Source organism: Bosea vestrisii, assembly GCF_030144325.1.
Taxonomy (GTDB): Bacteria; Pseudomonadota; Alphaproteobacteria; order Rhizobiales; family Beijerinckiaceae; genus Allobosea; species Allobosea vestrisii_A.
This window is the reverse complement of record NZ_CP126307.1, coordinates 1,861,270-1,883,380: the sequence shown is the minus strand read 5'-3', so window position 1 is coordinate 1,883,380 and position 22,111 is coordinate 1,861,270. Positions and strand designations below refer to the sequence as shown.

Annotated in this window: 24 protein-coding genes and 1 pseudogene; 10 read left to right on the top strand and 15 right to left on the bottom strand. The window is 63.5% G+C overall.

The features are described from left to right. Positions 1–15: 15 nt before the first annotated feature. Complete coding sequence (locus QO058_RS09445) at positions 16–654, bottom strand: ElaB/YgaM/YqjD family protein (protein WP_284171767.1); 639 nt, start codon at positions 652–654, stop codon at positions 16–18. A gap of 105 nt (positions 655–759) precedes the next feature. Continuing rightward, the gene (locus tag QO058_RS09440) at positions 760–966 is read right to left on the bottom strand and encodes a hypothetical protein (RefSeq protein ID WP_284171765.1); all 207 of its coding nucleotides are present in this window, start codon (positions 964–966) and stop codon (positions 760–762) included. 136 nt (positions 967–1,102) lie between these two features. On the opposite strand from QO058_RS09440, the gene QO058_RS09435 reads away from it, so the two are divergent. After that, the gene (locus QO058_RS09435; RefSeq protein WP_284171764.1) at positions 1,103–1,558 is read left to right on the top strand and encodes a hypothetical protein; all 456 of its coding nucleotides are present in this window, start codon (positions 1,103–1,105) and stop codon (positions 1,556–1,558) included. An 85-nt stretch (positions 1,559–1,643) separates the two neighbouring features. On the opposite strand, the gene QO058_RS09430 is transcribed toward QO058_RS09435, so the two are convergent. The 4 genes from QO058_RS09430 to QO058_RS09415 all read right to left on the bottom strand — a co-directional run bounded on the left by QO058_RS09430 (position 1,644) and on the right by QO058_RS09415 (position 8,029). Then, the gene (locus tag QO058_RS09430) at positions 1,644–3,740 is read right to left on the bottom strand and encodes a DUF2339 domain-containing protein (protein WP_284171763.1); all 2,097 of its coding nucleotides are present in this window, start codon (positions 3,738–3,740) and stop codon (positions 1,644–1,646) included. After that, complete coding sequence (locus tag QO058_RS09425) at positions 3,674–5,407, bottom strand: DUF2339 domain-containing protein (RefSeq protein ID WP_284171762.1); 1,734 nt, start codon at positions 5,405–5,407, stop codon at positions 3,674–3,676. The genes QO058_RS09430 and QO058_RS09425 overlap by 67 nt, the downstream gene beginning before the upstream one ends. A gap of 220 nt (positions 5,408–5,627) precedes the next feature. Beyond that, entirely contained in the window at positions 5,628–7,022 is a 1,395-nt protein-coding gene (locus tag QO058_RS09420; protein ID WP_284171761.1) for an amidohydrolase family protein, read from the bottom strand. Positions 7,023–7,171: 149 nt separating this feature from the next. Continuing rightward, positions 7,172–8,029 (bottom strand): LysR family transcriptional regulator, encoded by an 858-nt coding sequence (locus tag QO058_RS09415; protein WP_284171760.1) that lies wholly within the window; start codon positions 8,027–8,029, stop codon positions 7,172–7,174. Between the two features lie 334 nt (positions 8,030–8,363). On the opposite strand from QO058_RS09415, the gene QO058_RS09410 reads away from it, so the two are divergent. Next, a complete protein-coding gene (locus QO058_RS09410) occupies positions 8,364–9,209 on the top strand; it encodes a tyrosine-type recombinase/integrase (RefSeq protein ID WP_347976203.1) in 846 nt (281 codons plus the stop codon). Then, on the top strand, positions 9,103–9,630 hold the full coding sequence (locus QO058_RS31050; RefSeq protein ID WP_347976549.1) for a tyrosine-type recombinase/integrase: 528 nt from the start codon (positions 9,103–9,105) through the stop codon (positions 9,628–9,630). The genes QO058_RS09410 and QO058_RS31050 overlap by 107 nt, the downstream gene beginning before the upstream one ends. A gap of 571 nt (positions 9,631–10,201) precedes the next feature. Here QO058_RS31050 and QO058_RS09405 read toward each other — a convergent pair. The 4 genes from QO058_RS09405 to QO058_RS09390 form a co-directional block, all read right to left on the bottom strand. Further along, a complete protein-coding gene (locus QO058_RS09405; RefSeq protein ID WP_284171759.1) occupies positions 10,202–10,405 on the bottom strand; it encodes a hypothetical protein in 204 nt (67 codons plus the stop codon). After that, positions 10,402–10,641, bottom strand: coding sequence for a hypothetical protein (locus QO058_RS09400; protein ID WP_284171758.1), 240 nt, complete (start codon positions 10,639–10,641; stop codon positions 10,402–10,404). Before QO058_RS09400 ends, QO058_RS09405 begins: the two co-directional genes overlap by 4 nt. Continuing rightward, entirely contained in the window at positions 10,638–10,925 is a 288-nt protein-coding gene (locus QO058_RS09395) for a winged helix domain-containing protein (RefSeq protein WP_284171757.1), read from the bottom strand. Before QO058_RS09395 ends, QO058_RS09400 begins: the two co-directional genes overlap by 4 nt. A 201-nt stretch (positions 10,926–11,126) precedes the next feature. Next, positions 11,127–11,315 (bottom strand): helix-turn-helix domain-containing protein, encoded by a 189-nt coding sequence (locus QO058_RS09390; RefSeq protein ID WP_284171756.1) that lies wholly within the window; start codon positions 11,313–11,315, stop codon positions 11,127–11,129. 463 nt (positions 11,316–11,778) lie between these two features. Here QO058_RS09390 and QO058_RS09385 point away from each other — a divergent pair, with 463 nt between their 5' ends. Then, positions 11,779–12,585: a DUF3987 domain-containing protein gene (locus tag QO058_RS09385; protein WP_284171755.1), complete on the top strand. Its 807-nt coding sequence runs from the start codon at positions 11,779–11,781 to the stop codon at positions 12,583–12,585. Positions 12,586–13,621: 1,036 nt separating this feature from the next. Here QO058_RS09385 and QO058_RS09380 read toward each other — a convergent pair. Then, positions 13,622–13,769: pseudogene (locus QO058_RS09380) on the bottom strand (IS1595 family transposase); the annotation flags it as partial. A 1,388-nt stretch (positions 13,770–15,157) separates the two neighbouring features. Here QO058_RS09380 and QO058_RS09375 point away from each other — a divergent pair. Continuing rightward, positions 15,158–16,105 carry a hypothetical protein gene (locus QO058_RS09375; RefSeq protein ID WP_284171754.1) on the top strand — a complete coding sequence of 316 codons (948 nt, stop codon included), beginning with the start codon at positions 15,158–15,160 and terminating at the stop codon, positions 16,103–16,105. 125 nt (positions 16,106–16,230) lie between these two features. After that, positions 16,231–16,431, top strand: coding sequence for a hypothetical protein (locus QO058_RS09370; protein ID WP_284171753.1), 201 nt, complete (start codon positions 16,231–16,233; stop codon positions 16,429–16,431). Between the two features lie 745 nt (positions 16,432–17,176). On the opposite strand, the gene QO058_RS09365 is transcribed toward QO058_RS09370, so the two are convergent. Then, positions 17,177–17,413 (bottom strand): hypothetical protein, encoded by a 237-nt coding sequence (locus QO058_RS09365; protein ID WP_284171752.1) that lies wholly within the window; start codon positions 17,411–17,413, stop codon positions 17,177–17,179. Between the two features lie 255 nt (positions 17,414–17,668). Here QO058_RS09365 and QO058_RS09360 point away from each other — a divergent pair, with 255 nt between their 5' ends. Continuing rightward, positions 17,669–17,812: a hypothetical protein gene (locus QO058_RS09360; RefSeq protein WP_284171751.1), complete on the top strand. Its 144-nt coding sequence runs from the start codon at positions 17,669–17,671 to the stop codon at positions 17,810–17,812. Between the two features lie 177 nt (positions 17,813–17,989). Here QO058_RS09360 and QO058_RS09355 read toward each other — a convergent pair whose 3' ends face one another. Genes QO058_RS09355 through QO058_RS09345 form a run of 3 tightly spaced genes read right to left on the bottom strand, consistent with a single transcriptional unit; the run spans position 17,990 to position 19,379 of the window. Next, positions 17,990–18,922: a hypothetical protein gene (locus QO058_RS09355; RefSeq protein WP_284171750.1), complete on the bottom strand. Its 933-nt coding sequence runs from the start codon at positions 18,920–18,922 to the stop codon at positions 17,990–17,992. After that, positions 18,922–19,197 carry a hypothetical protein gene (locus tag QO058_RS09350; RefSeq protein WP_284171749.1) on the bottom strand — a complete coding sequence of 92 codons (276 nt, stop codon included), beginning with the start codon at positions 19,195–19,197 and terminating at the stop codon, positions 18,922–18,924. The genes QO058_RS09355 and QO058_RS09350 overlap by 1 nt, the downstream gene beginning before the upstream one ends. After that, positions 19,194–19,379, bottom strand: a complete 186-nt coding sequence (locus QO058_RS09345) for a hypothetical protein (RefSeq protein WP_284171748.1) — start codon at positions 19,377–19,379, stop codon at positions 19,194–19,196. Before QO058_RS09345 ends, QO058_RS09350 begins: the two co-directional genes overlap by 4 nt. 284 nt (positions 19,380–19,663) lie before the next feature. Here QO058_RS09345 and QO058_RS09340 point away from each other — a divergent pair, with 284 nt between their 5' ends. From QO058_RS09340 to QO058_RS09330, 3 genes are all read left to right on the top strand, one after another. After that, a complete protein-coding gene (locus tag QO058_RS09340; protein WP_284171747.1) occupies positions 19,664–19,813 on the top strand; it encodes a hypothetical protein in 150 nt (49 codons plus the stop codon). A 315-nt stretch (positions 19,814–20,128) separates the two neighbouring features. Next, positions 20,129–20,608, top strand: coding sequence for an Hsp20 family protein (locus tag QO058_RS09335; protein WP_284171746.1), 480 nt, complete (start codon positions 20,129–20,131; stop codon positions 20,606–20,608). Between the two features lie 445 nt (positions 20,609–21,053). Further along, positions 21,054–21,302, top strand: coding sequence for a DUF6894 family protein (locus QO058_RS09330; protein ID WP_284171745.1), 249 nt, complete (start codon positions 21,054–21,056; stop codon positions 21,300–21,302). Positions 21,303–22,111 lie beyond the last annotated feature (809 nt).

Sequence of the window (22,111 nt, the reverse complement as noted above, 5' to 3'; positions counted from 1 at the left end):
TTCGCTCAATAGGACTTAGCGCTTGGTGCGGCGCGGCGCGGGCTCCGGCTGGCTTTCGCCGCGTAGCAGCGAGCCGATGACATAGAGGGCCAGGCCGACGCCGACCACGGCGGCGAGCGGCTCGCGTTCGCTGCGGCGCATCAGCATCTTTCCGCCTTCACGCGCATAGTCGCGGCCCATGTCGAGATAGTCCTGTCCGCGGGCGACATAGTCCCGGCTGTTGTCGAGCTGCTCGCGGCCGCTGCCGAGAAGGTTGCGGCCGGCGCGGATGGCATCGTCACTATAGTCGCGCAGCACGCGGTTCCAGCCGCTCGTATCCGGTTGCCAGCTCGAGCGGCGACCGGTGAAGGCCCAGGCGACGAGCCCAACGCTGACTGCGCCGATGGCAAAGGCTGCCAGGGGATGACGGCCTACCGTCTCTGCCGCAGCCTCACCGGTATCGCGGGCATGCCGCCCGGCCTCGCGCAGCGTGTCGCCAGGGTCGAGCTCGGCGAGCTTCTCCTTGGCGCGTCCGTAACCGTCCTTGACGGTCTCCGCCGTGCGGTTGGCGAGATCCGCGGCGCGCGCCGCAACGCTGCCGGTCGCGCGATCGATCTCGTCTCGCATGTCATCCGTATTGGGCACGTCCGGTGGCAGGCGCTTGTCGTTGTCCATCCGTCGACTCCATGAGCTGGAAAGTTTCTTGGCTCGAAAGCTCATGGTCGAAACGACGGAGCAGCGGCGTGGTTCCGCCGCTGCGCAAGAAAGCCGGATTTCGAATTACCGCGTCGCCCGGCGCGTGGTGCGAACCACCGTCGGAGCGGTGACCGCGCCGGCGGCCCCGCCGACCACGGCGCCGACTGGCCCGGCAACGACCGCCCCGGTGCCCGCGCCGACCGCAGCGCCGCCGACCCGTTGCTCGACCGTGCTGCAGGCGGCCAGGCCCGAAGCCATGATGGCGAGCCCGGCGAAGATGAAAGTCTTCATGATCTGATCCTTTATGTTGACCGGGGCTGTAAACGCCCGAGCAGCCCAGAAGTTGCCGCAAGGCGATGGCAGAGCTTCACATCGTTGGTTAAACTCGCCTCGGCGAGTTCGACTCACCGCCCCAGGGAGACTGCTCATGAAGACGCTTCTGTTCTCCACCGCCCTCGCTCTGATGACCGCAGGACTAGCCGCTGCGCCGGCCTCGGCCCTGACCATGAAAGAGTGCAGCACCAAGTATCAGGACGCCAAGAAGGCGAACACGCTGAAGGGCCAGAAGTGGAACGATTTCCGCAAGGCCAACTGCGCTGATGACGACGCCTCCGAAAACGATGCCGCGGCAGCTGTGACGGATGCTCCGGCGGCAACGCCGGCCGCGACCACGCCGGCCAAGCCCGCCGGCAAGGCCAAGGCAGCGGTCTTCCCGCGGGCCGTTGCGCCGAAGTACTCCGATGAAACCGCCGGCAAGGCGCGTCTCAAGACCTGCGTCGACCAGTACAATGCCAACAAGGCGGCCAACGCCAATGGCGAATTGAAGTGGATCGAGAAGGGCGGCGGCTACTGGAGCCAGTGCAATACGAGGCTCAAGGGCTGAGACGACAAACGGAGCGCGCCGGTTCACCGGGAGCGCTTCCGCCAGCGATCATCGAGCCTCCCGCGCATCGACGCGGGAGGTTTTTTCAATGCGCTTTGCCGGGCCGTGACGCTTCCCGCAGCAGCAGCTTCTGATAGGCGAGGCCGATGGCGACGAGGCTGGCGCCGAGTCCGATGAAGGACAAGGCCCTTAGCAGGCCTTCCAGCCCGGACATGTCGATCAGGAAAGCCTTGCAGATCGCGATCGTCACGACGCCGAGCGATGCGAGGCGCAGATCCTTCGACTGCAACCGGAAGCCGAGCGCGAGCAGCGCCACGCCATAGAGCAGGAGCGCTGCCGAATAGGCATAGAGCTCGCTGGCGCTGCCGGCATCGATCAGGAGATCGCGGCCGACGAAGCCACGCCGGACCTCGATCAGCAGATGGGCCAGCCCGCCGATGATGGCGGTGATACCGAAGATGCGCCGCGCCCCGGCGCCGGTGAGGTATTCCTTGGCCCAGCGCGCCGCCGCGAAGGTGAGCAGTGCCGGTAGGAGATAGCCGATCGCGGCGTTGTCGAGCAGGAGCGGGCCGGCGAGCGGCTGCTGCGTCACCAGCGGATTGGCGATGAGGCCGGGCAGGAGCGCGAACAGGCCGCAGGAGATGATCGCTGCCCAATCGGGGCCGACCGGCACCGAGCGACGGGGCAGGCGGACCGAGCCGGTGATCATGACGATGATGGCGGCGATGAAGCCGAAGGCGGCATAGAAACCCGCTTCGGCGAGGGTGACCGGGACGTCGGAGGCCAGCAACGGCCCGTGGAAGCCATGGCGTAGCAGGAGGAAGGCGCAAAGCGCCGACCCGGCCAGGGCCGTGCGCCGGAAGGCGACGCTGATCGCGGGCGTGATTTCGCGCAGCCACCAGGCCGCTCCGGCGAAGCCTGTGACCGCCGCGCCGTAACCCCAGAGGATGCGGTTGAAGATGACCGGCCCCTCGACACCGCTGTGATCGAACAGCGGATTGCGGCCGATGCCGAGCGCGATCACCGTCCAGCCGATCGCGATCATGGCGAGCGCGCGCAGGGCAAAGCCGGTTACGCGGCCGGGCGAGAGCTCGCGCCAGATCCGCGCCGCCGCCGTGAGCGCCAGCAGCAGCAGCGTGACCGTCACCACCTCGGCAAAGCCGGCGGTCCTGCCGTCCATCGGCGCCAGGACCGGGCCGGAGAAGGCATGCCGGACGATCAATATCGCACCGAGCGAGACCAGCACCGCAGCGCAAGCGTTGAGCGTGTCGCCCAGGCGCGAGCGGCCGTCTCGTCCGAGCCAGTAACCGAGCAGCCCGAGCAGGCCGCCGACGACGACATACCAGAGCAGCCGGTTGAATACCGGCCAGCCGAGCACCGATGTGCCGTCGAAGACCGGGTTGAGCACGGCGCCGAGCCCGCCGATGCCGACGAGAATCAGCGCGATCGCGGCGAGATCGGCGGAGATGCCGAAGACCCGTCCGCCGAGCCGGCGGGCAAGCAGGACGAAGCCTGCGCCGAGCAGCCCGAGCGCCATGACATGGCAGAAGACTTCCTCGAACAGGCGGTTGCGCGGGCCGAGATAGTGCAGGCGGACCAGATCGGCGGTCGGCACGAGATCCGGACCGGCGAAGGCCTGCCGGACTTCCAGCAAGACGAAGGCGGCGAAGAAGAAGGCGGCGAGCGCCTCATGGACCAGGCGCGGGCGATCCTGCCTTTCGCGCAGGGCCAGCGCGCCAATGGCGAAGCAGAGCGCCGGCAGGGCATAGGCCGGGATCAGCCAGTTGAGGATGGGCCAGGAGCCGACATCGCTGACGATCGGGTTCCAGATGAGCCGCGCCAGTGCGGCAGTGGCGAGCGCCGCCGACATGCTGCGCAGCAGCGGAATCGGACGCAGGGCGGACAGGAAGGCGACACCGGCGGCCGAAACCGCGAAGCCGACCACCAGCCAGGTCTCGCGCAGGGCGAAGGCAATGGCGAGGCCGAGCGCGATCGCACCGGCGGCGGCATAGGCGGCGGAGCCGATGAAGGCGAGCGGATTGGCGCGCGTCTTGGTGTTGCGGCGCTCGACCGGCAGGAGTAACTCCGAAGCGGCAAAGAGCGCGATCGTCAGCGCTAGGGCCAGTACGGCAAAGCCGGTCGAGCGCTCGAAGCCGTTGCTGCGCAGTGCCGTCGCCAGCAAAGGCAGACCGGCGCGAGCGCCGAGGCGAAGGCGAGGCAGCCGCGCGCCAGGACGCCGCCAGCGCCTGTCCCTTGCCGCGTCAGCAGAGCGAAGAATGGCGGAAGAGCAAGGAGCAGCGCAAAGAGACCGGCGGTCCAACGCAGCCCCGGGCCGGCGTCGGGCGCGAAGCTGAGGCGCATGAGGTCGAGCGGCAGCCTCAGTGACAGGCCGAAGGGGCCGTCATGGGTGGGCCAGAGCAGCACCATGCCGGCCGCCGCCGCGCCGGCGAGCAGCGCCAGCGGCGCCAGGTCGCGGTGCCGGACCGCGCCGGCAACGGCGACCGCCACCGTGACGATGATGGCGGCGTGCAGCGGCGCGGGTCCGCCATGGCTGGTCCAGAGGATGCCGGAGAGGACGAGCGGCACGCCGATGGCGATCAGGCTGGTCAGTTCGAAGCCAGCGATCCGCCAGCCGCCATCGGGCTGGACACGTCCGCGCAAGGCCGGCCATTCCCTGAGCAGGCCGAGCGCGAGAACCGAGCCGGAGGCGGCAAGCCAGGCGGCCCAACTCACATTGCCGCCGGCGAAGGCGATCAGCAGCGTCCAGGCGCCATGGCCAGCGACGGCGCCGAGTGTGACGACGCGGCTGGGCCGGCGCTGGTGCAGCAGGAAGGCGACAGCGGTGACGAAGGTGATGAAGAGCGCGAGCGCGACGAAGTTCGGCGCGGTGCTGGCGACCAGGAAGGGTGTCGCATAGGAGCCGAGCAGGCCAAACAGGCCGAGCGCCGGGCCGTGCAGCAACGAAGCAGAGAGCGCCGCCAGGCCGAGCAGACCCATCAGGGCGAAGGCGGTGCCCGGCCCAATGAAGCCGTAGACGGCATGGGCGGCGAAGATCACACCGAAGCCACTGAGCACGGCGACGCCCGCCAGCACGCCGGGAATGCTGGCATGGCCGAGGCTGGCGAGCGGGCCGGAGCCGGAGGTGATCGCGAGCGGCAGTTCGCGCCGGCGCAGATATTCGCTCGCGCCGGCTGCAGCGAGCGCGAAGGCGGCGCCGAGCAGCAGCCGGACGCCCGGGCCGAACAGGCCGGCTTCGATCGAGTAGCGAACCAGGAAAAGCCCGCCGAGTGCGAGCGCGACGCCACCGATCCAGACCGCCCAACGCGAGCCGATCGCCTCCTCGAAATCGCGCCGTGGCGCAGGCGCGGCGAGAGGCTCGGCTTCCGGCGGAAGCTCGCTGCGCTGGACGTCCAGATCCGGCTCGGGCGCTGCGGCGCTCGCGGCGAGCACCTCGATCGGAGTGGGCGCTTCCTCACGCACTGTCTGCGTGGTTGCGTCCTCGACGGCGCGCGTCGCGACGGGATCGATCTCCGGTGCCTCCTCGCGCGCGGCGGCGAGGTCGGCAGGCTGCGTCTCGGGGGTTTCCGCGACGATGGTGAGTGGTAGCTCGATGGCGGCGGGTGCTTCCACCGGTTCCTCGGTGTCCTCGGGGCGCGCCGCGACGACAGCGCCAGCGGCAATCTGCGCCCGCAAGATGCTCAGATCGGTACGTAGGGCGTCGATCTCCGCCCCCTGCCGCGCGGCGATGGCGAGCGCGGCATTGCTACGCGACAGGGCGGCGAAGGCGGCCCAGGGAACGGCGACGAACAGGAATCCGAAGAGGGCGAAGCCCAGGATCACGACTTCCATTGCGAAATCTCGATCCCTGCTGGCCGGTCGCGGACTCTGGTGGAAATAGCGCGGTGCGCGCTATCCTGTCCAATTATCGCGTTGCGAGCGGCTGAGCGCTTTTCGGGGTGGCGCAATGTCGATAGGCGGCCCCGCAAGGGAGATTTCGGAATGCCGGAAAAGGCGATCGGAGGCTGAGGGAGCCTCCGCTCTGTGCTTCAGCCCCTGAGAGCTATCGTTCCTAGGCCTTGCCGACGCTGCCGTAGACCATGCGGCCCTGATGGAAGGTGGCGCTGCGCGCCGGCAGACGCGCGACTGCCTCGGCGGAGCAACTGGCCCCCACCAATGTGAAGCCGGCATCGCTGCCGGCCTTCGGCCAGACCCGCTTGCCCTCGTCGTCGAGCGGCAGGATACCGCCGGTGGCGATGGCGAGCGAGCGCGACAGGCGGAACTCGTCGGAATTCCGGTAGACCTGCGCGTAGAAATAGGACCGCTCCAGCATGTCGCCGCTGCCGAAGGGCGACCAGTGATCGATCACGCTGTCGGTCCCGGTCATCACGAAGACGCCCTTCTCCTGCAGTTGCGGCAGCGGCATCGTCAGGGCGCCGAGCGGCACGGTCGAAGCGATCGTGATCTTCTGGGCCGAGAGGCGCGCGATCGTCTCGGCCTGGAGGCCCGGCGCCATCGTCGCCAGGGCAAAGCCGTGGCTGATCGTCACCTTGCCGCGCAGCGCCGGGTTCTTCTCGACCGTGTCGATCATGTAGGTGATTGCGGCGGCGCCGACCGGGCCGGTCTCGTGCAGGTGGATGTCGACGCCCTTGCCGGTGTCGAGCGCGATCTGGAACATAGCGTCGAGCGATTTCTCCATCGCCTTGTCGACATTGGTCGGGTCGAGCCCGCCGACATGCTGCACGCCCATCTTCATGGCTTCGCGCATCAGCCCGTCGACCTTGGAGTGCAGCAGGCCGTGCTGCGGGAAGGCGACGATTTCGCAAGCGAAGTCGTCGCGGTGATTTTCGAGCGCGCGAAGCAGGTGCTCAAGGCTCTTCAGCCCGCTGACCGGATCGATGTTGCAATGGCTGCGGGCGGTCGTGGTGCCCTTCGACTGCAGCAGGGTGATCAGGCCTTCGGCGCGCTCCTGCGAGGTCGGCAGCAGCGTGGGGATCAGCTTCTCCTCGAGCGCGATCATGTCCATGATCGTCTTGCCCTGGCGCGGACGCGGCGCCTGCCAGGGGCCGCCATAGAAGGTCTTGTCGAGGTGGATGTGCATGTCGCGCATCGCCGGCAGGGCGAGCTGGCCGTCGGCGTCGTAGCGCGGCAGCGTAGCGGGTAAGGGCGCGCCGGCGGGATGCAAAGCGGCGACCTTTCCGTCCTTGATCTCCAGCGTGTAGAGCCCGGTTCGGGTGCCGACCACGGTCTCGCCGTCATAGTCGAAGCCGTCTTCCAGCCGGACGTTTCCGAGATAATAGTGGCGGTCGGTCAGCGTGGTGACACCGGTCTTGCCGGCGTCCTTCGCGGTCTTGCCCGGCGCCGCCTGAGCGCTGCCACCGGACAGGCCGATGATCGCGGCGCTGGTGGTGAGCTGCCCCGTCTGCATGAGAAAACCCCTGCGGCTCTGCTGCTGCGCGCTGTCCATGTCGTTTCCCCGATCTGGATGTGAGCTTGTGGCTCTGATCTACGGGATGGCCGCGAGCGTTGGCAGCGATGTTTGCCCATGATGATCATTCGATTCAGCAATGATCAATGTGTTCAGCCCGATAGCCAATGTCCGCCGCAGATATCGTCCTAAGGCTCCAGCCCGCAGAAGGCGGCCAGCCTCTCAGCCAGGGCAGTCGCGGCAGCCGAGGCGGTATCGCGGTAATAGAGCGCCAGTTCGAAGCCGCTCACCTCCGGCAGGCCTTCCACTGATCCCAGCACGCGGTGGCCTTGCTGCCGGCAGCCCGCGGGCAGCAAGGTCAGGCCGAGCCCGGCGGCCGAGGCTGCCGTCAACGCGGCGAGACTCGTGCTGCTGTAGCTGACGCGCCAGCGAATGCCGAGCTTGTCCAGCGCTCCGCACAACTCCTCGCGGTAGAGCCCGTTCAATGGGAACACCGCCAGCGGCACCGGCGCGCGCTCGATGGCGGGTTGGGCCAGGCTGTCGAGCCAGAGCAGCGGCTCGGGCCGGGCAGCCCGCGGCGGCTGGCGGCGGCGCTGCTTGACCAGGACGAGGTCCAACTCCTCGCGCTCATAGGCGCCGTAGAGGTCGGCGCTGAGGCCGCTGGTGACGTCGAGCCGCAGATGCGGCTCCGCCAGGCTGAACTGCGCCAGCAAGCCGGCAGTGGGCACGGTGAAATCCTCGGGCATGCCGAGCCGCAACACGCCGTCGCGCCAGAAGCCGGTCAGCGCGTCATGCGCCTCCTCATTCAGGGCGAGGATACGCCGGGCATAGCTCAGCAGCCGGCCGCCTTCCTCGGTCAGTTGAACCTGGTGCGGGTTGCGCTCGAACAGTGGCTTGCCGAGCATCTCCTCGAGCCGCTTGACCTGCTGGCTGACGGTCGATTGCGACAGGGAGACCCGCTCGGCCGCGCGGGTGAAACTCATGCTGTCACAGACCGCGACGAAGCTCTGCAGCAGCTGCGGGTTGAACATCGGGTAGCGAGTCATCGTCGCGCCGCCATGCGGTTCGTGAGCCGATCAGCCACACTAGGCGGCGCAGGCGGCTGGAGCCAAGGCAGTACCCGCCGTCGATCTGACGACACCCACAATGCCGAACCGGGAGGCCGGTCCGTCAAGGCGTTTCAGTCAAGCGATTGCGGGAGATCAACGATCTGGCGTTGGCCTGGTGGAGCTGAGGTCCACCACACTGAGCTGACACAGGGTGCCAAAGCACGCCTTCTGTGCATAGGTTCAGTTTATGTCCCATCAAGTTCTTGCCCTGTTCTGCCTGCCCGTGCCACACAATGACCGCCGCCTGTTGGGGTAAAAGTTGGGGTAGCCGATGGCGCGAGCCGTCAAGAAGCTCTCTGCACGAACCGTCACGACACTGACGAAGCCGGGCCGCCATGGCGACGGGGACGGCCTCTATCTCGTTGTCGACCCGGCATCGACCAAGAATGATGGAGCAACAGCCGCTCGGCGCTGGCTCTTCATGTTCCGCTGGCAGGGCAAGCTGAAGGAGATGGGCCTAGGCGGAGTGTCTGCCGTCAGTCTGGCGGAAGCGCGCGAGAAAGCTGCCAACGCACGGAAGCTGCTCGATGCCGGCACCAACCCTATCGAAGCGCGCAGAGCTGTTCCGGTCGCCATTCCGACCTTTGGAGAGTTCGCTGATGATCTGGTGAAGGAGATCGGCGGAGGCTTCAGAAACGCGAAACACCTCTGGCAGTGGTCGCACACCCTCAAGACCTATGCTGCGCCAATTCGGGCGCTGCCAGTCAACGCCGTGACGACGGAACACGTGCTGGACGTGCTCAAGCCGCTCTGGTCGACCAAGCAGGAAACGGCATCTCGCCTTCGTGGCAGAATCGAGCGCGTTCTGGATGCCGCGAAGGCCAAAGGCCGGATTGCATCACCATGGGAGAACCCGGCCCGTTGGCGCGGCCATCTCGACAAGCTCCTTCCTCGCCGCAAGAAGCTCCAGAGGGGACATCACCCAGCGATGGCCTATCCAGACGTGCCGGCTTTCATCGCCGAGCTGCGACAGCGAGAGGCTGTTTCCGCGCTCGCGCTGGAATTCCCTCATTATCTGCGCCAGCCGGACTGGAGAGGTCATCGGAGCCAAATGGCCCGAGATCGATCGCAAGGCGAAGGTCTGGACGATTCCGCCCGAGCGCATGAAGGCCGGTAAGGAGCACCGGGTGCCGCTGACCGAGCGCGCGCTCACGCTTCTTGATGAGGCCGAAAAGGTAAAGACGAGCGATTACGTGTTTCCTGGCCAGCAGAAGGGAAAGCCGCTGTCCAACATGGCAATGGCGACATTGCTTAACGATCGAATGAAGAAGCCCGACATCACCGTTCATGGTTTCAGATCTAGTTTCCGCGATTGGGCCGGAGAAACCACGTCCTTCCCGCGCGAGGTCACCGAGGCGGCCCTGGCTCACTCGATCGGCGATGCGGTCGAGCGCGCTTATCGCCGCGGCGATGCACTGGAGAAGCGCCGGAAGCTCATGGACGCGTGGGCTCGATACATCAACTCGCCGAAGGCGAAGGATGGCGTAGTCACGCGGTTCCGCAAGGTAATGGATAGCGATTCAGACGGGCGGGGATAGGCCGGCCAGCCGACAAACCGAGGCGCACCACTCGGCTTCCCCGTTCCAACATTTAGGTGCGTCGCGGGGTGCGACGATGGTTGTCCGATTGGGATTGCCCGAAGGAAAAATTGTTCGTCTTCAAGAGGCGCTCACCTGGGCTTTCACGGGATGGAGCTGGTCGAACGCGACTGCTACCTTGAAAGAGGTCAGCGATGTCTCGCAGCGTGACGATTATCCCGCACCAGGGTCGCTGTACGCAGTATATGGCCTATTGCCCGAGCTTCCTGAGGAAGAAGCAAGAGAACGCGATCTATCCTTCTTTGCCCGGTTCGATGCGCTGCTAAGCGATGCGTGCTTTAGGGGAGACATCGTTCTGACTGCTCGCCGACCCGGAACCGCTCAGTCCGAGACGGTCCCGAACAGCTATTTCTTCAAGCCAAGGGGATTCAGCTTCTTTGGCGGAAACAAGATCGACGACACTCCCGCAAACGCCTCAATCGACACGATCCTAGACAGCGGCCGAGATGGCGATTGGGAGGATGCCAGCCTTGAGCGCGAGCTATTCCTATCCTGGTTCACCCGCTCGAAATCAGAGATCCTTGGCGAGCCTGCGGACGGTGCTCGCGGCCAGGGATTTGAGGGAGTAGGCGAAGCCGGCAGTGTCGCCGGCCTCTAGGTAGGTTTGCGCGAGGCCCGCGTGCATGCGGATCAGCCCGAGCTGTTCGAACAGGAAGGCCTCGGGGTCGATTGCAGCCGAGACAGGCTCGCGGTGTGCGGAGGCGGCGCCGATCATTGGAGCCCCCCGGTCTTGTCGATCAGGGGTAGCCCGAAGTCCGCAGCGAGCTCACCAGCGACCCGGCTTGCAGCGGGACGGCTCCTGCCGCCCCAGAGCATCGAGTAGGCGCCGTCAGCCTCGACGAGCAGGATCATGAAAAGATCCTGGCCGATGTCCGCTGGGTTCTCGGCGTCGGAAATAACCCCAGCGTCGATTTCGAGGTGTCGGGTGTGGAGCGGGACGACGTTGCTCATGCCGCCCTCCGCTCGATGACTTCGACCGGCACACTCAGGATGTACCGGGCGTGAGTGCCGGCGTAAGGGCCAGCATGCTTCTCGTCGTGGGTGACTATGCCGACCCCGCCACGGCGCAACTTGTAAATGTAATGGGACCAGCGCGGGCCGGGGTGGTCGATCGGCGTGCAACCGCGCTCGCCGGCGGCAATGAGGTTGTCCAAGGCCCAGGCATCGCGGCCCTTAAAGGTGCGCAGCGTCGGGTCGCCCTCCAACGCGACCGTGATGCTCTTCAGGTTTGCCATCAGCGCTGCTCCCGGATCAGGCCGGCATGGCGGGCCATGAGGAGCGCAACCGGCTCTGAAACGGCGACGCGGGCATAAATCCGCTTGAGCGCGAGAGCCGTCGTGGTAAGGTCCGATTGCGTAGCTGCCCAGCTTTGCAATTCGGACCCCGTGAACGCCCTGCCAGGCGTCGCGGGGTTCAGCTTTTCAAGGTGCATGGCGTTACGCGGCCTCCAAGTCAGCGACAGGGAGGTTGGCGAGCCAGTTCTTCAGATCCTCAGCGAGGATCAGCGTCTTGCGGTTCGACTTCCTGGCCTTGAGGTCACCAGCCTTCAGGCGGCGGTAAATGGTCCGCGGGCTCATGGCCGCCTCGTGGGCTGCCTCGCGGATAGTAAAAGCGGCTTTGTGCATCTGCAGCGCTCCGTGCCGTTGTCATCCGGCGGGAGGCGCCAAGCCTTGCCGCGTGATGACTACGCGAAGCTGCCGCACATCGAAATTTGGCTAGAAGCCCTAGCTAATTGGAACTCTATTTAATTAGGCCTCTCCTTTTCTGCTTACGGACTTGGGGCGGGGTCCGCGCTTCGCCGGTGCATTGGCGGCAGTACGGGCAGCAGCGATAACGTGTTCATCAAAGGCACGGCGCGACAAAGCATTGCCCGACGCTCTGACAGAGTCGTAAACGGATGTCTCGGTCGCTAGGTTGTTGTTTTCCCAAGCGCCAGTAGCCGTCACTATTGCCCGACGCACGTCTGAATTCATCGGGCCAATGGGATCATTGATAGACCGCGGGGCGTCCGTTTGCTGACCGCCCGGACGCGCGCCGTCGTCGGATTGGTCAATGACCTTGAGGCGCGCCAGCCGGAGGACCGCGCCAATGGGTGAGATCGACACTGATGGGTTGACGCTCGCGAGCGGCGCGAGGCCGATCCCCTTGAAGCTGGTCAACGGCGGGGGCTGGCCGCGGCCGGTCCCCATCGTCAGCACGCTTCCGCCGGTCGCCCGGTTTACCGCCGATCTGCTGCCGGACGATCTGCGCCGGTACGTCTTCGATGTGGCTGAGCGCCAGCAAAGCCCCGTCGACTTCGTGGCGGTCGCGATGCTCTGCGGCCTCTCTGCCGTCTTCGGCAACAAGGTTCGGGTTCGACCGAAGCAGCACGATGACTGGACCATCACGCCGAACCTGTGGGGCGCGCTGGTCGGGCCGCCCTCGGCGATGAAGTCCCCCACCATGCAAGCCGCGCTCGCCCCTGCTTACATGTTGCAGGACGAGATGCGGGCTCTTTGGGAGCAGCAATGCGCCTCGATTGCCGAGGACGAAATGCTGGCCGAACTCAGCGCGAAGACGGCGAAGAGCCAGGCGGCCAAGGCCATGAAGTCGGGCGATCGAGAGGCCGCTCGCAAGCTGCTGAAGGAATCGCAGGGCGACGGTGAGGAGATGCCACCTTGCCCCCGCCTGATCGTCAACGACGCGACAGTCGAGAAGCTCGGCGAGCTGCTGAACGAAAACAGAAACGGCCTGCTGCTGATCCGCGACGAGCTTCCGGGCTTCCTCTCCCGCATGGAGGATGTCGAGTGCCAGGGCGAGAGGGCGTTCTATCTCGAAGCCTTTAACGGCGATGGCTCATTCACCTTCGAGGCTGAGCGCTTGGCCCGCGTCGAGATCAGCGACACGATTCATTGAGGCGCCGAACACGACCGAACCCAACTGGGGAAGGAGCCTCAGCCCGGCCTCTATGAAATCTCGGGACCTGCCCATTGGCGCAACAAGGCCGATGCGGGCATCGTCGTGTACCGCGACTACGACGCCCGGAAGACCATCGTCTCAGCGAAGAAGATCCGGCGCCAGCCGATGTGTGGTGCGCCTGGCCAGGTCGAGTTCTGGTTCATGGGGCAGGAGCGGCGGTTTGAGGCGGTCGCCGGAAGTTATCGAGCTCTGGGAGCTGCGCCCTGAGATGGGAGTACGAGGGCGGCGCAGGGAAGCGCGACGGCGTGTGGATTTGGGGGCCGTCAGCAAAAAAAATCTGTTGGTAAGTGACGAAAACATGAGTCGCACCAAAGCCTTGGACGAAATTACCGCGATGATAACCCTGTGGAAAAGCTGTGATCTAGCGGGGATTCACGTAGATAACTCAATGAGTTATTCTCTGATTCGCTGCTTCGTGCTTGTTAGCGGCTGCTGAGAACGCGACACGGTGAAATTCTGCTTGCCGTAGCACCATCTGGGCAGATGGGAGCGCTTTGTGGGGTTTAAAGCAGGCCCCATCGTTCTCGGAAATGGCGGGCGACTTAGCCCAAGTCGCCCGCCTTCATATTTCAGTGTAGCGCTTGAGTTTTGACCGCAAGTCAGACGGCCTAATTTTGTACATTGAACAAACCCAAAGCTCATGGCCGCTAGCCGTTTTTTTTAGCGTAACGTGATAGTTTTGATCATCTTGCTCTAAAATGAAGAACACATACGGTGTTTTATTGCCTCGTATAAAGGATTTTCCTAAAGCTATTACAACAGGAAGTCGAAGCAGGGAGTACGTATCTATGTCTTTATGCTTTTCAAGAATGTGCTGCGCCGACCCTTTTTCGAGATAGACACACCCGGTAGAGCATTTTAAGCGGGCGCGAACACGCTCCGGGACCCCGCAAATCCAAAGCGGATTACTGCGGCCAGCAAGCAAGTTAGCGATTTGAGAGTGCTCTAGGGCCAAAATTTCGATAGCCTTCGGTCACGCTAGGTTAGCACGCCGCCAGTAGCCCTCCAATGGAGGCTGACCGGATGAGCTAACGCACGCTGGCGATCATAATGTATTGCTCGCTATTACTTACCCGGCGGTGGTCTTCCCGCCAAGCCATCCCCGACGAGTACGCAGTTAGGCACGGGCGGTCGTTGTGGTGGTGCGTACCGCGATGTGAGCGCGCGGGCCGTCGGGAGCCTGCTCTGTGTCGCGATTCTGGTGGCCGTGGCAGCTTGGCTGACCTCACTGGCGCTGGCGGTGGTCGAGGCCGGTTCTTGGGTCTTCGGCTAAGACCCGAAACCGCAGGACCGCGGCTCGCATCTGGCCAGCGCAGGCCCGGGCGCCGACGAGGATCGACCTCTGCCGCGACGGACCGCCCCTCCAGTGCAAGATGTGGCGCGCGGCTGCCAGTCCTACTTTTGCTCGCCGTCCTGAACAGCGGCGATTTCCCGAGCCAGCATAAGCACCTTGGCGTTGGCTTCGTGGAAAACTGCTGACGCTCCGCCGCCATCCTGCGCATCCAGGGCTGCAAGCGCTTCGCCTGCCGCCGAGCGCAGTGCTTCGAAAAAGCTCCCGCAAATCACGGATGCTGTGCGACGTTGCGTCGGACATACGCACTCCAAATATGAGGCCGCCGCTTTATAGCTACGGATCTCTGCCGACTGGTCAGGACTTCACTGATCTTGGGCCTGCCGGGAATTTCGCTAGCCCTCCGATCGGCTGCGGCCAGTACATCCGTGGCGACGCGATCAATGGAGAGCAGCAGCATCGTCTCCGACGCCGCGCATCCAACCGATTGGCTCGCTGTTAGTTCCTTTGAAAATCGGCATGGCGGTATCCTTCCACGACGCTCGCCTTCGTCATGAAAGAGCTGCGTTTGGCCAGGGTGCGAAATTGGCTATTGGGTCGCGTGAACAGGCTCAATACCGCAGTTTTTGTGCGTCGGATTGGTAGCCGTCCATTTTGGACAGTGGCCGATTCCGTGCGCTCACCGACAAACGACACCCTGTCCCCGCATCGCGCAGGTGACGTTAGACGCTCATCAGCGACGGTGGAAGTGCCGCCGACACCCGCCGACAGATAAGTCGATCCATCGCTTTGCATCGGATCGACGCCCAAGGGTCCCGACGCGCCGGGAGCAACACAACCGGCTAGCAACATGCAGCACGCGTTGCCGGTGCGATCCTGCCGGGGAGCGGAAGTAAAGTCACCTCCAGCGACGCGACCTTGCCGCGTTGCTGACACTGATCGGGACTGCGCGAGGCAGGAAACCGTATCGCGGGTTCGAGGGAGGGCGGTTCCGTCGAACTCAGGATCTAGCACTCGCCTTCCTGCAGCCACTTCCGAGTGCTCGACTTCGGATGCCGAAGGGGTGTCCAGCTCTGCTCGAACTTCTACACCCGGCAGGGCCAAGCCACGGAGATAGCGCCGGTGAGGTTAGGCAACGGTCCTAATCGGACGGGATGGAAGGTGTTGGCGCCCGTCGCTGGCCATCCTCCGATCGAATGATGTCCCGCAACAACCGAGATGGTAGAACCGCTTCGCGAGCTGGCGGAGCATTTGTCGATGGCGTTGGAGTCGGAGCTCTTCAAGAACGACCGCAAGCTTGAGGCTGCTGCGGTTTCAGATCATTCGCATGTGTTGAAGGGAGCGAGCGGCGATCATGTTGCCAAGATTCAGCAAGCGCTTCAGCTCCTCGATTCCGCCGTCATTGCCAAGGCCGAACTTAGTTCCAAACGATACGGCGCTTCCACGGCCAGTGCCGTTCTAACGTTCAAGCGCCGACGCGACATCGTAGCGAGGCCGCGCCAATCCCAGGCAGACGATGTCGTGGGCAAGATGACAGTGGCCGTTCTCGACGAAGAGATGAAGGCCTTTGAATTGTCAAAGCAGAGGAAAAGCGCTTATATTTGTGCAGATTACTATGGATGTGCGGAGCACGACCACTCCAAGTGCCGCCGGAAAGATAAAGAAGCGCAAGCCGAGATTGAAGTATCGCCGGATGGCACGATGAGTCATTTCGGCACGCCACGTAACCCGCTGGGGTCGGGTCGGATGGTCTGCATTGGAGGCGCTTGGGAGGCCGAATACCTAGGCTTCGAGAACTTCGTTCCCGACCCGCTCCAGGATCCAGACATGCTCCACAGCTGGGTCGGTGGCAGGCCGTTCACCCACACTCTTCGCCCCCAAAGCGTTAGCGACATCTGTTTCCGGAGCACCCCTCTGGATCGATTTATGCGCTGGGAGATTCTGCGAATCTGCATGCAGGGCGCCCGGCTGACCTATGTCAGCGATGATCCCGTGGTGAGGTCCTTGATGCGCTATTTCTCGGCGATCGGGCGGGTGATCGAAAGCGGAACGATCACCGAGCCGAGAGCAAATGCCGATGCGCCCAAAGTATCCAGCCGTTATGCCGTGACGACGGTGCTACGCATCAATCCGTGGCTTGATCCAAAATTGTTGTCGCGCATCTGACTGAGTGCAGCCCCAACGGAGGCCATGTTCTTGACTCAGCCGTGGCCGCTGCGATGGCCGCAGTGCTGGAACCTACAACCGCCGGACTAGGTTGGTTCGTTTACCCCTGGAAGGGAGGCGACGACATGAACCAGATCCTTAGAATCTGCCGACTGGGTAGCGACTGGGCCATGAAGGACGCTACTGGCTCCTTCTACTGCCGTTCCCCCAACCTCGACGAGGTGAAGGCTTACGCCGAGAAATGGGCCTCCCGGCTTGGCGCAAGGGTGGTGGTCAGGGATGAGCAGGGAGAGGAGAAAGCCTCAACCGGAAGGCGTCAGCATTAACTCGCGCTTCACCACGATCGGCGGCATTTGCCTAAAATACGATGCGCTCCCGGAACGACCTCGGCGTTGGGCAATTGTCCGGCCAAGAGGAGAGGTCCGATGCTGTACCGTATTCCTTTGGAATTCTGGATGTGGTGGGCACTCAGCGTGAACGTCGCGCTTGCCATTGGCATGTGCTTCCGCCCAATCGCCGTCGCTGGAGGGTAAGACTTTCCATGGGGATCGGCGCAGTTCTGCGCCAGCTGTTGCCCTCCTGGGTTCGATTGAACCACCGGAAATCGAACCCACAGGCCTATGCCTGTTCAGCCTTTCTCGAACCGACCCGGGGATGGACACGAGAGGCCCTGCGCACTCGGACGCAGACAATTGCCGCCGTCATGGTCGCGGCACCTGCCAAGCCAGCACCGAGAGCGAGCACCCGCGGTCGTGCGGCTCTCGCCAAATGCAGGTGCGCGTATTGCGAACTCAACTCCGGCGGTGCCGAGACCACACGAGGCCGCCTGCTTACGAGGCGCGCAACGACAACGCAACTCGCCGCCACCGCGAGCAGGCCACCCGCTATCGTCAGGCTGGCCGCTATTGGACCGTAGCGGAACATCAGTGCCGTGTAGCCGGCGTTGAGCGCGTAACCGAGCGCGAAGACGGCGATCAACGCGCCGAGCGTCATGAGAGAGTAGGTTACCGCGGCGCGTTTTAGAGCAGCTGTTGCCCGTACCGCGAAAAAGGCCAGCAACCCGCCCACGACCTATCTCGCTGCCCAGAAGCCGAAAACGACCCCAACTGCAGCCGCCCAGCCGAGGGCCCGTAATGGGCGAGCTCGGACTTCGTCGATGATGAGCTGCTGTAGTTCGCTTACCCGCTCCGTCGCCGCCTCGGTCATCACGTCCGTGTCCACACCATAGGCATTGAGGCGATCTGAGGGACCGTCCTGCGAGGATCCGCCTTCGGCCTTCTGAGACATTACCTTGAAGCCGTCTTCCATCCCTGAACCCCTTCACCGCCGCTGAGCCTGTCTGCGCCGTGAAGCGCCGCAATGACGTTCTAACGGACTGACCGAGCAGCGGTTCCGTGACCGAAATCACATCGGTCTTGGCCTCGCGACAAGCAAATGCGGTCGGAAATTCCGCGACCGTGGGCAGGACACCCAAGATTGCGCACGGAATGACCGGATTTCCGGCTGATTTTGCCGGAGATTTTGCGCTGCCGCCTGCTAGAATCTCAGCAGGTAGGAGAGACCATGGCGCTGACAGTTCGACTTTATCTGATCGAGGAAGACGGCACGATCAAACGCATCCCGCGACGCGTAGCCGATAAGATGACATCCGGAGATGACGCTATTCCTGCATATGCCGGTACGCCGGCAGAACTTCGCCCTGCGTGACGCGCTGCGGTGTCACCTGACCAGCGACACGAGCAACCGGCTGGTTGGGGATAGCGGTCCCCATCCAAGGCTGAGAGCCGCCCTCGCTTTGGAAGACCGGCGGCATGGGCGGCGCCTCGACTGCCGCAGCAGTCTGGCGGAAGGTCTGCGGGCTCATGACCTGCAGCGCTGGGCCGGTCACATTGCCCATCGGATCGACCGCGGGCATGCCGGCATTTTGGCCGCCAGGGGGATAAAGAACCCACGCTCGCCGGTTTCAGCCTCAGCATAACCGCTTCCGGGAGCAGGCAAGTCGGCCTGAGCGCTGCGTGAGCCCCGAGCCCCGAGGCGCAGATAGTCCATCAGCGAGGTGCCATTGGCGTCGCTCGGATTATATCGCCCGCCGCTGGCGATGAACTTCGCGAGTCCCTCCTTGCCGCCGAGATGGGCAACGTTTCGCATGCCCTCAACCGTCACAGGGACGCCATTGATCGAGGAGCCCACGACTCGGTCGAGGCCATTGCGAGCGATGTACTGATCGATGTCGCCGAAGTGCCAGTTCTCTGCCGCCTTCTGAAGCTCGGGCGAGCGCATAAACTGCTGCGGCGTAGTGCCCGGAGGGATGGCGCCAGCGGCAGCCGCTTCCTGCAAACGAGCCTGCCCAAACTGAGCCCGGCCGAAATGACCGCGCTGGCCACCAGACCCCACTTCGTTATTCTGGGCGGCCCAGTTGCCGCCGCTCTCGCTGATCTTTAGTGCGGTCGGAAGAGCGCTATCTTGGCCCTGGGATGGCGCGCTTGCGCCCATCGGATATCCGAGCGATCCGAGACCGCCACCGAGAGCATCTCCAAGAGCGCGGCTTGCGTCAGCGCCTGCCTGCCGCTGCTTTGCTGCCTCGCCAAGCTTCAGGAATTCGACGACTCCACCAAGGCTACCCAAACTGGCGATACGCCCAGCTGCCTGATTGTAGTCGAGCGTGCCGCTGGCCAGGCCTTGGCCGATCTCCTTCATGGTCGCGCGCTGTTCATCCTCGCGCCCGCGCTTTTCAGCGCGGTCGTAGGCGTCGGTAAACGCCTTTCCGAGATTGGCGAGCGGAGAAAAATTCAAAAGGGGCGGCCCGAAACCTGCCATCAGCCTTGCCCCTTACAGATGCGAACCTCGCGATAGGCCCGGTGGTGGTCGTCGATATCAAGGAGAGCGCCCAAGGCATCGTCGTAGACGCGGGCGAACGTCGTCGTGTCCTGCGGCGCGTGGCGGAGCAGAAGCAGCAGCTGTTCGATCAGGCCGCGGGTTCGCTCGGTTGCCAGTGCCGTGCCAACGATATGTTGCTCGATCGGCAGCGAGGGCGCGAAGCTCTCCGGCCGCGGTGGCTCAGGCTCTACGAAGCTATGGGACAGGTTGCTCATCGGGCGCCCGCCAGTTGCCGCCCGGCGGCATTTTGCGCTGCGAGCTGAGCGCGGATCAGCGCCCGGATTGTGCTCGACATCGACGTGTCGCGGCGGGCAGCTTCAGCCTCGATCGCCGCTCGCAGCTCTGGCTCGGCAGCGAGTACGAGCTGTTCCGATCGCTTGGGTCGGTTGAGACGCATGAATGCCTCCATTGTCTGGAGGCGAGATATACACCGGATGGCAATAAAAATATAGCTATATCAATAGGTTAGCTAAAGTCACGTCAAGTCATTCGCTGGCATTCGGTGGCATTCGCTGACAATCACTTTGGGAGGCGCCGAAACGCGAGCCGCGCATTTATCCATCAGTTTGGCCCTGCCTCTCGGCGGCCGTGCATATTAACCATCTTGCCCAGCGTTCCGACAGACGCCGAACCCTCCCAACTGCGCTGCGTTGGTCCCCATCGGCCTACCCGGAGACGCCTATGCTTGAAGACCTGACGACGTTCGCCAGCGTCACAATCGGAATGCTGGTGAGTGTGGGGGTCGGCTGGCGGCTCGGCAGGATCATGTCTCCACGGCCGCGTGAGCTCCGCGAGTTGGCGCGCGATCTGGAGCACGAGCGCCAACGCTGAACGGTATGGAACCGGTAGCCTCGCGGCGCGTTTCCGAAGCTCCTTTGACCAAGCCACCTCGGCCCCGCTGGCACCCTCCGGCGGGGCTTTTTTGTGCGCCGTGCCAAGCCCGCAGCGGCATTGTGCCGAACCGACTATCGGGCCGAACGAAGCCTCAGAAAATGGGGGAACAGAGGCCCTCTTGAACTCCGTTTGAGCCAACCCAAATCGATCGGTACCGATCGCCAATTGAAAGGGATCGGGGGTCGAGCCGGCGTCGGTAAGGCCTTCGCTCGACTGTTTTTGTACCCATGTTGCTCAATGGAGGATGTGGCTATGAGAACCGTGTCTGATTTTTCGCCGCTCTATCGGTCGAGCATCGGCTTCGACCGTGTGTTCAACGCATTGGAAGCTGCTAGTCGGCTGGATCCTGCCGGGAGCAGCTGGCCGCATTACGATATTCTAAAGACAGGGGATAATGAGTATCGCATCGTAATGGCTGTTGCCGGCTTCGGGCCGGATGACTTGACCATCATGCACGAGCCGAATGTTCTCCTGGTTTCCGGCCAGAAGGCGAGTGAGGACAGTCGCGAGTATCTGCATCATGGCATAGCCGAGCGTGGTTTCCAGCGCCGCTTCGGGCTAGCCGATCATGTGCAAGTCGTGGCGGCCAGCCTTGAAAACGGCCTGTTGACCATCGACCTGAGGCACGAGCTGCCAGAGGCACTGAAGCCGCGTCGGATCCAGATCGCGACGGGCCAGGAGACGCCGAAAAGCGATGTCCGGCAGATCGAGGCCAAAAAGACTGCGGCCTAGGAAAGCAGAGTCCGATGTTGGGGCCGGGTGTTGAGCCTGGCGTCCGTCACGGATCAGTGCATCCGAGCGAACGCCCCGCTGGCGGCTGCCAGCGGGGTCTTTTTTCCCCTCTTGCCGATGGCCAGAGGCACTCTACAACATTCAATGCTTAAGGCTTTTCGGGGGAAAGGGGATGCCATTCTCATCACTGACAGACCCAGTAAAACTGGCTCGGGCAGGCGCGGCATTAAAAGCCGCATGGGAAGAGGTCAGGACAACGCTGCCTGATCAATGTGATGAGCGCGAACGAACTCGATTGGCCTATATCGTGGCCAGCTTGGTGACGCTCGCAGTGGACGAGGGCGACCTCGCTCGGCGCGCTATCGAGCGTTTCCTGGCGAGATAGCGGAACATGACTGGATGCGGCGCATTTCTCGCTAAAGGAGCCGCGCCATGCCTAAATTCCGTGACCACCAAGGATCCGAGCGGCTCCGGCCGTCATCACATCGATTTTCCGAACGAACAGATCGCATCTGCCGACGCGCGGCGCTCATTGGTAGATATGGCCAGGGATGCTCTACCCGACGGCGAGCGTGCCAAGTTCAAGGTGCGGGTCCAGGATGAAGCTGGCGACGAGGTCTATCGCGCTTCTCTCGACTTCAATGGCGGCGGCCGGCGAAAAGCCGCCACGCCGGAGGAACCGGCCGGCGATTAGCCAGTTCATTGCGTGGCGCTGGTTGGTCCCTCGCGCCACGCCTCTCGCATGCGGTTACCCCCCAGCCGCCGCAGCAAAGGCACCAAGAACCCGTCGGCTCACGCTGGCGGGTTTTGCGTCTGGAACATTGAAGCAGCTTAGCCCAAACATCTTGGAGGTCGCTGACCGAGAGACGCATTTGCATCAGCTGCCGAAGGCCGACCGCCTCCATAACTTTTTGGACCGGTGGCTGCATCTCTCCTCCAGTAAAGAATGGTGAGAGCTTCGGCCAAATTTCGCTAAGAAGGAGGTAAGCCCCAATATCAAGGCAATATTTATCGCGGAAGTTCAATTTGGCTTCTAAAGTGCCGCATTCTACTTCAGCAATGTCTTTGAATTTGCGTAACGTATCCCGTGGATTATCTAGAAAGGAAAATACTTCCAAGCTAATCTCCGGGACGGTGGAGTGCGGGCGCCTAAGGGCGGATCTCCACCGGCCCTGCCGATCTGAGACGAGGCCGTCAAGAATGAAATCAGGTCGATACCTCGTTGCCAGTTGCTGCCGATTGAAGCTGTATCGCCTTCGACCCTTCCGAATGGCCCGGCGCAGTTGCTTGATTTTTTTCCTTGAGAACCGAGTGCGATTTAGCTTCTCCGGAGCAGTGCCTCGGCCGAGCGAATGGGCGCCCGTGGAAAGGGACTTGCGCTTCTCTCTTAGGACGTGGCGAAGAAGCTGATCGGCTGCCTCAAGGGAAAGTGCCCCGGAATCCTCATAATTTTGCTCTGACGAAGCTGGGGAAAACACTCGAAGGAAGCGGAGGGCGGGCGGC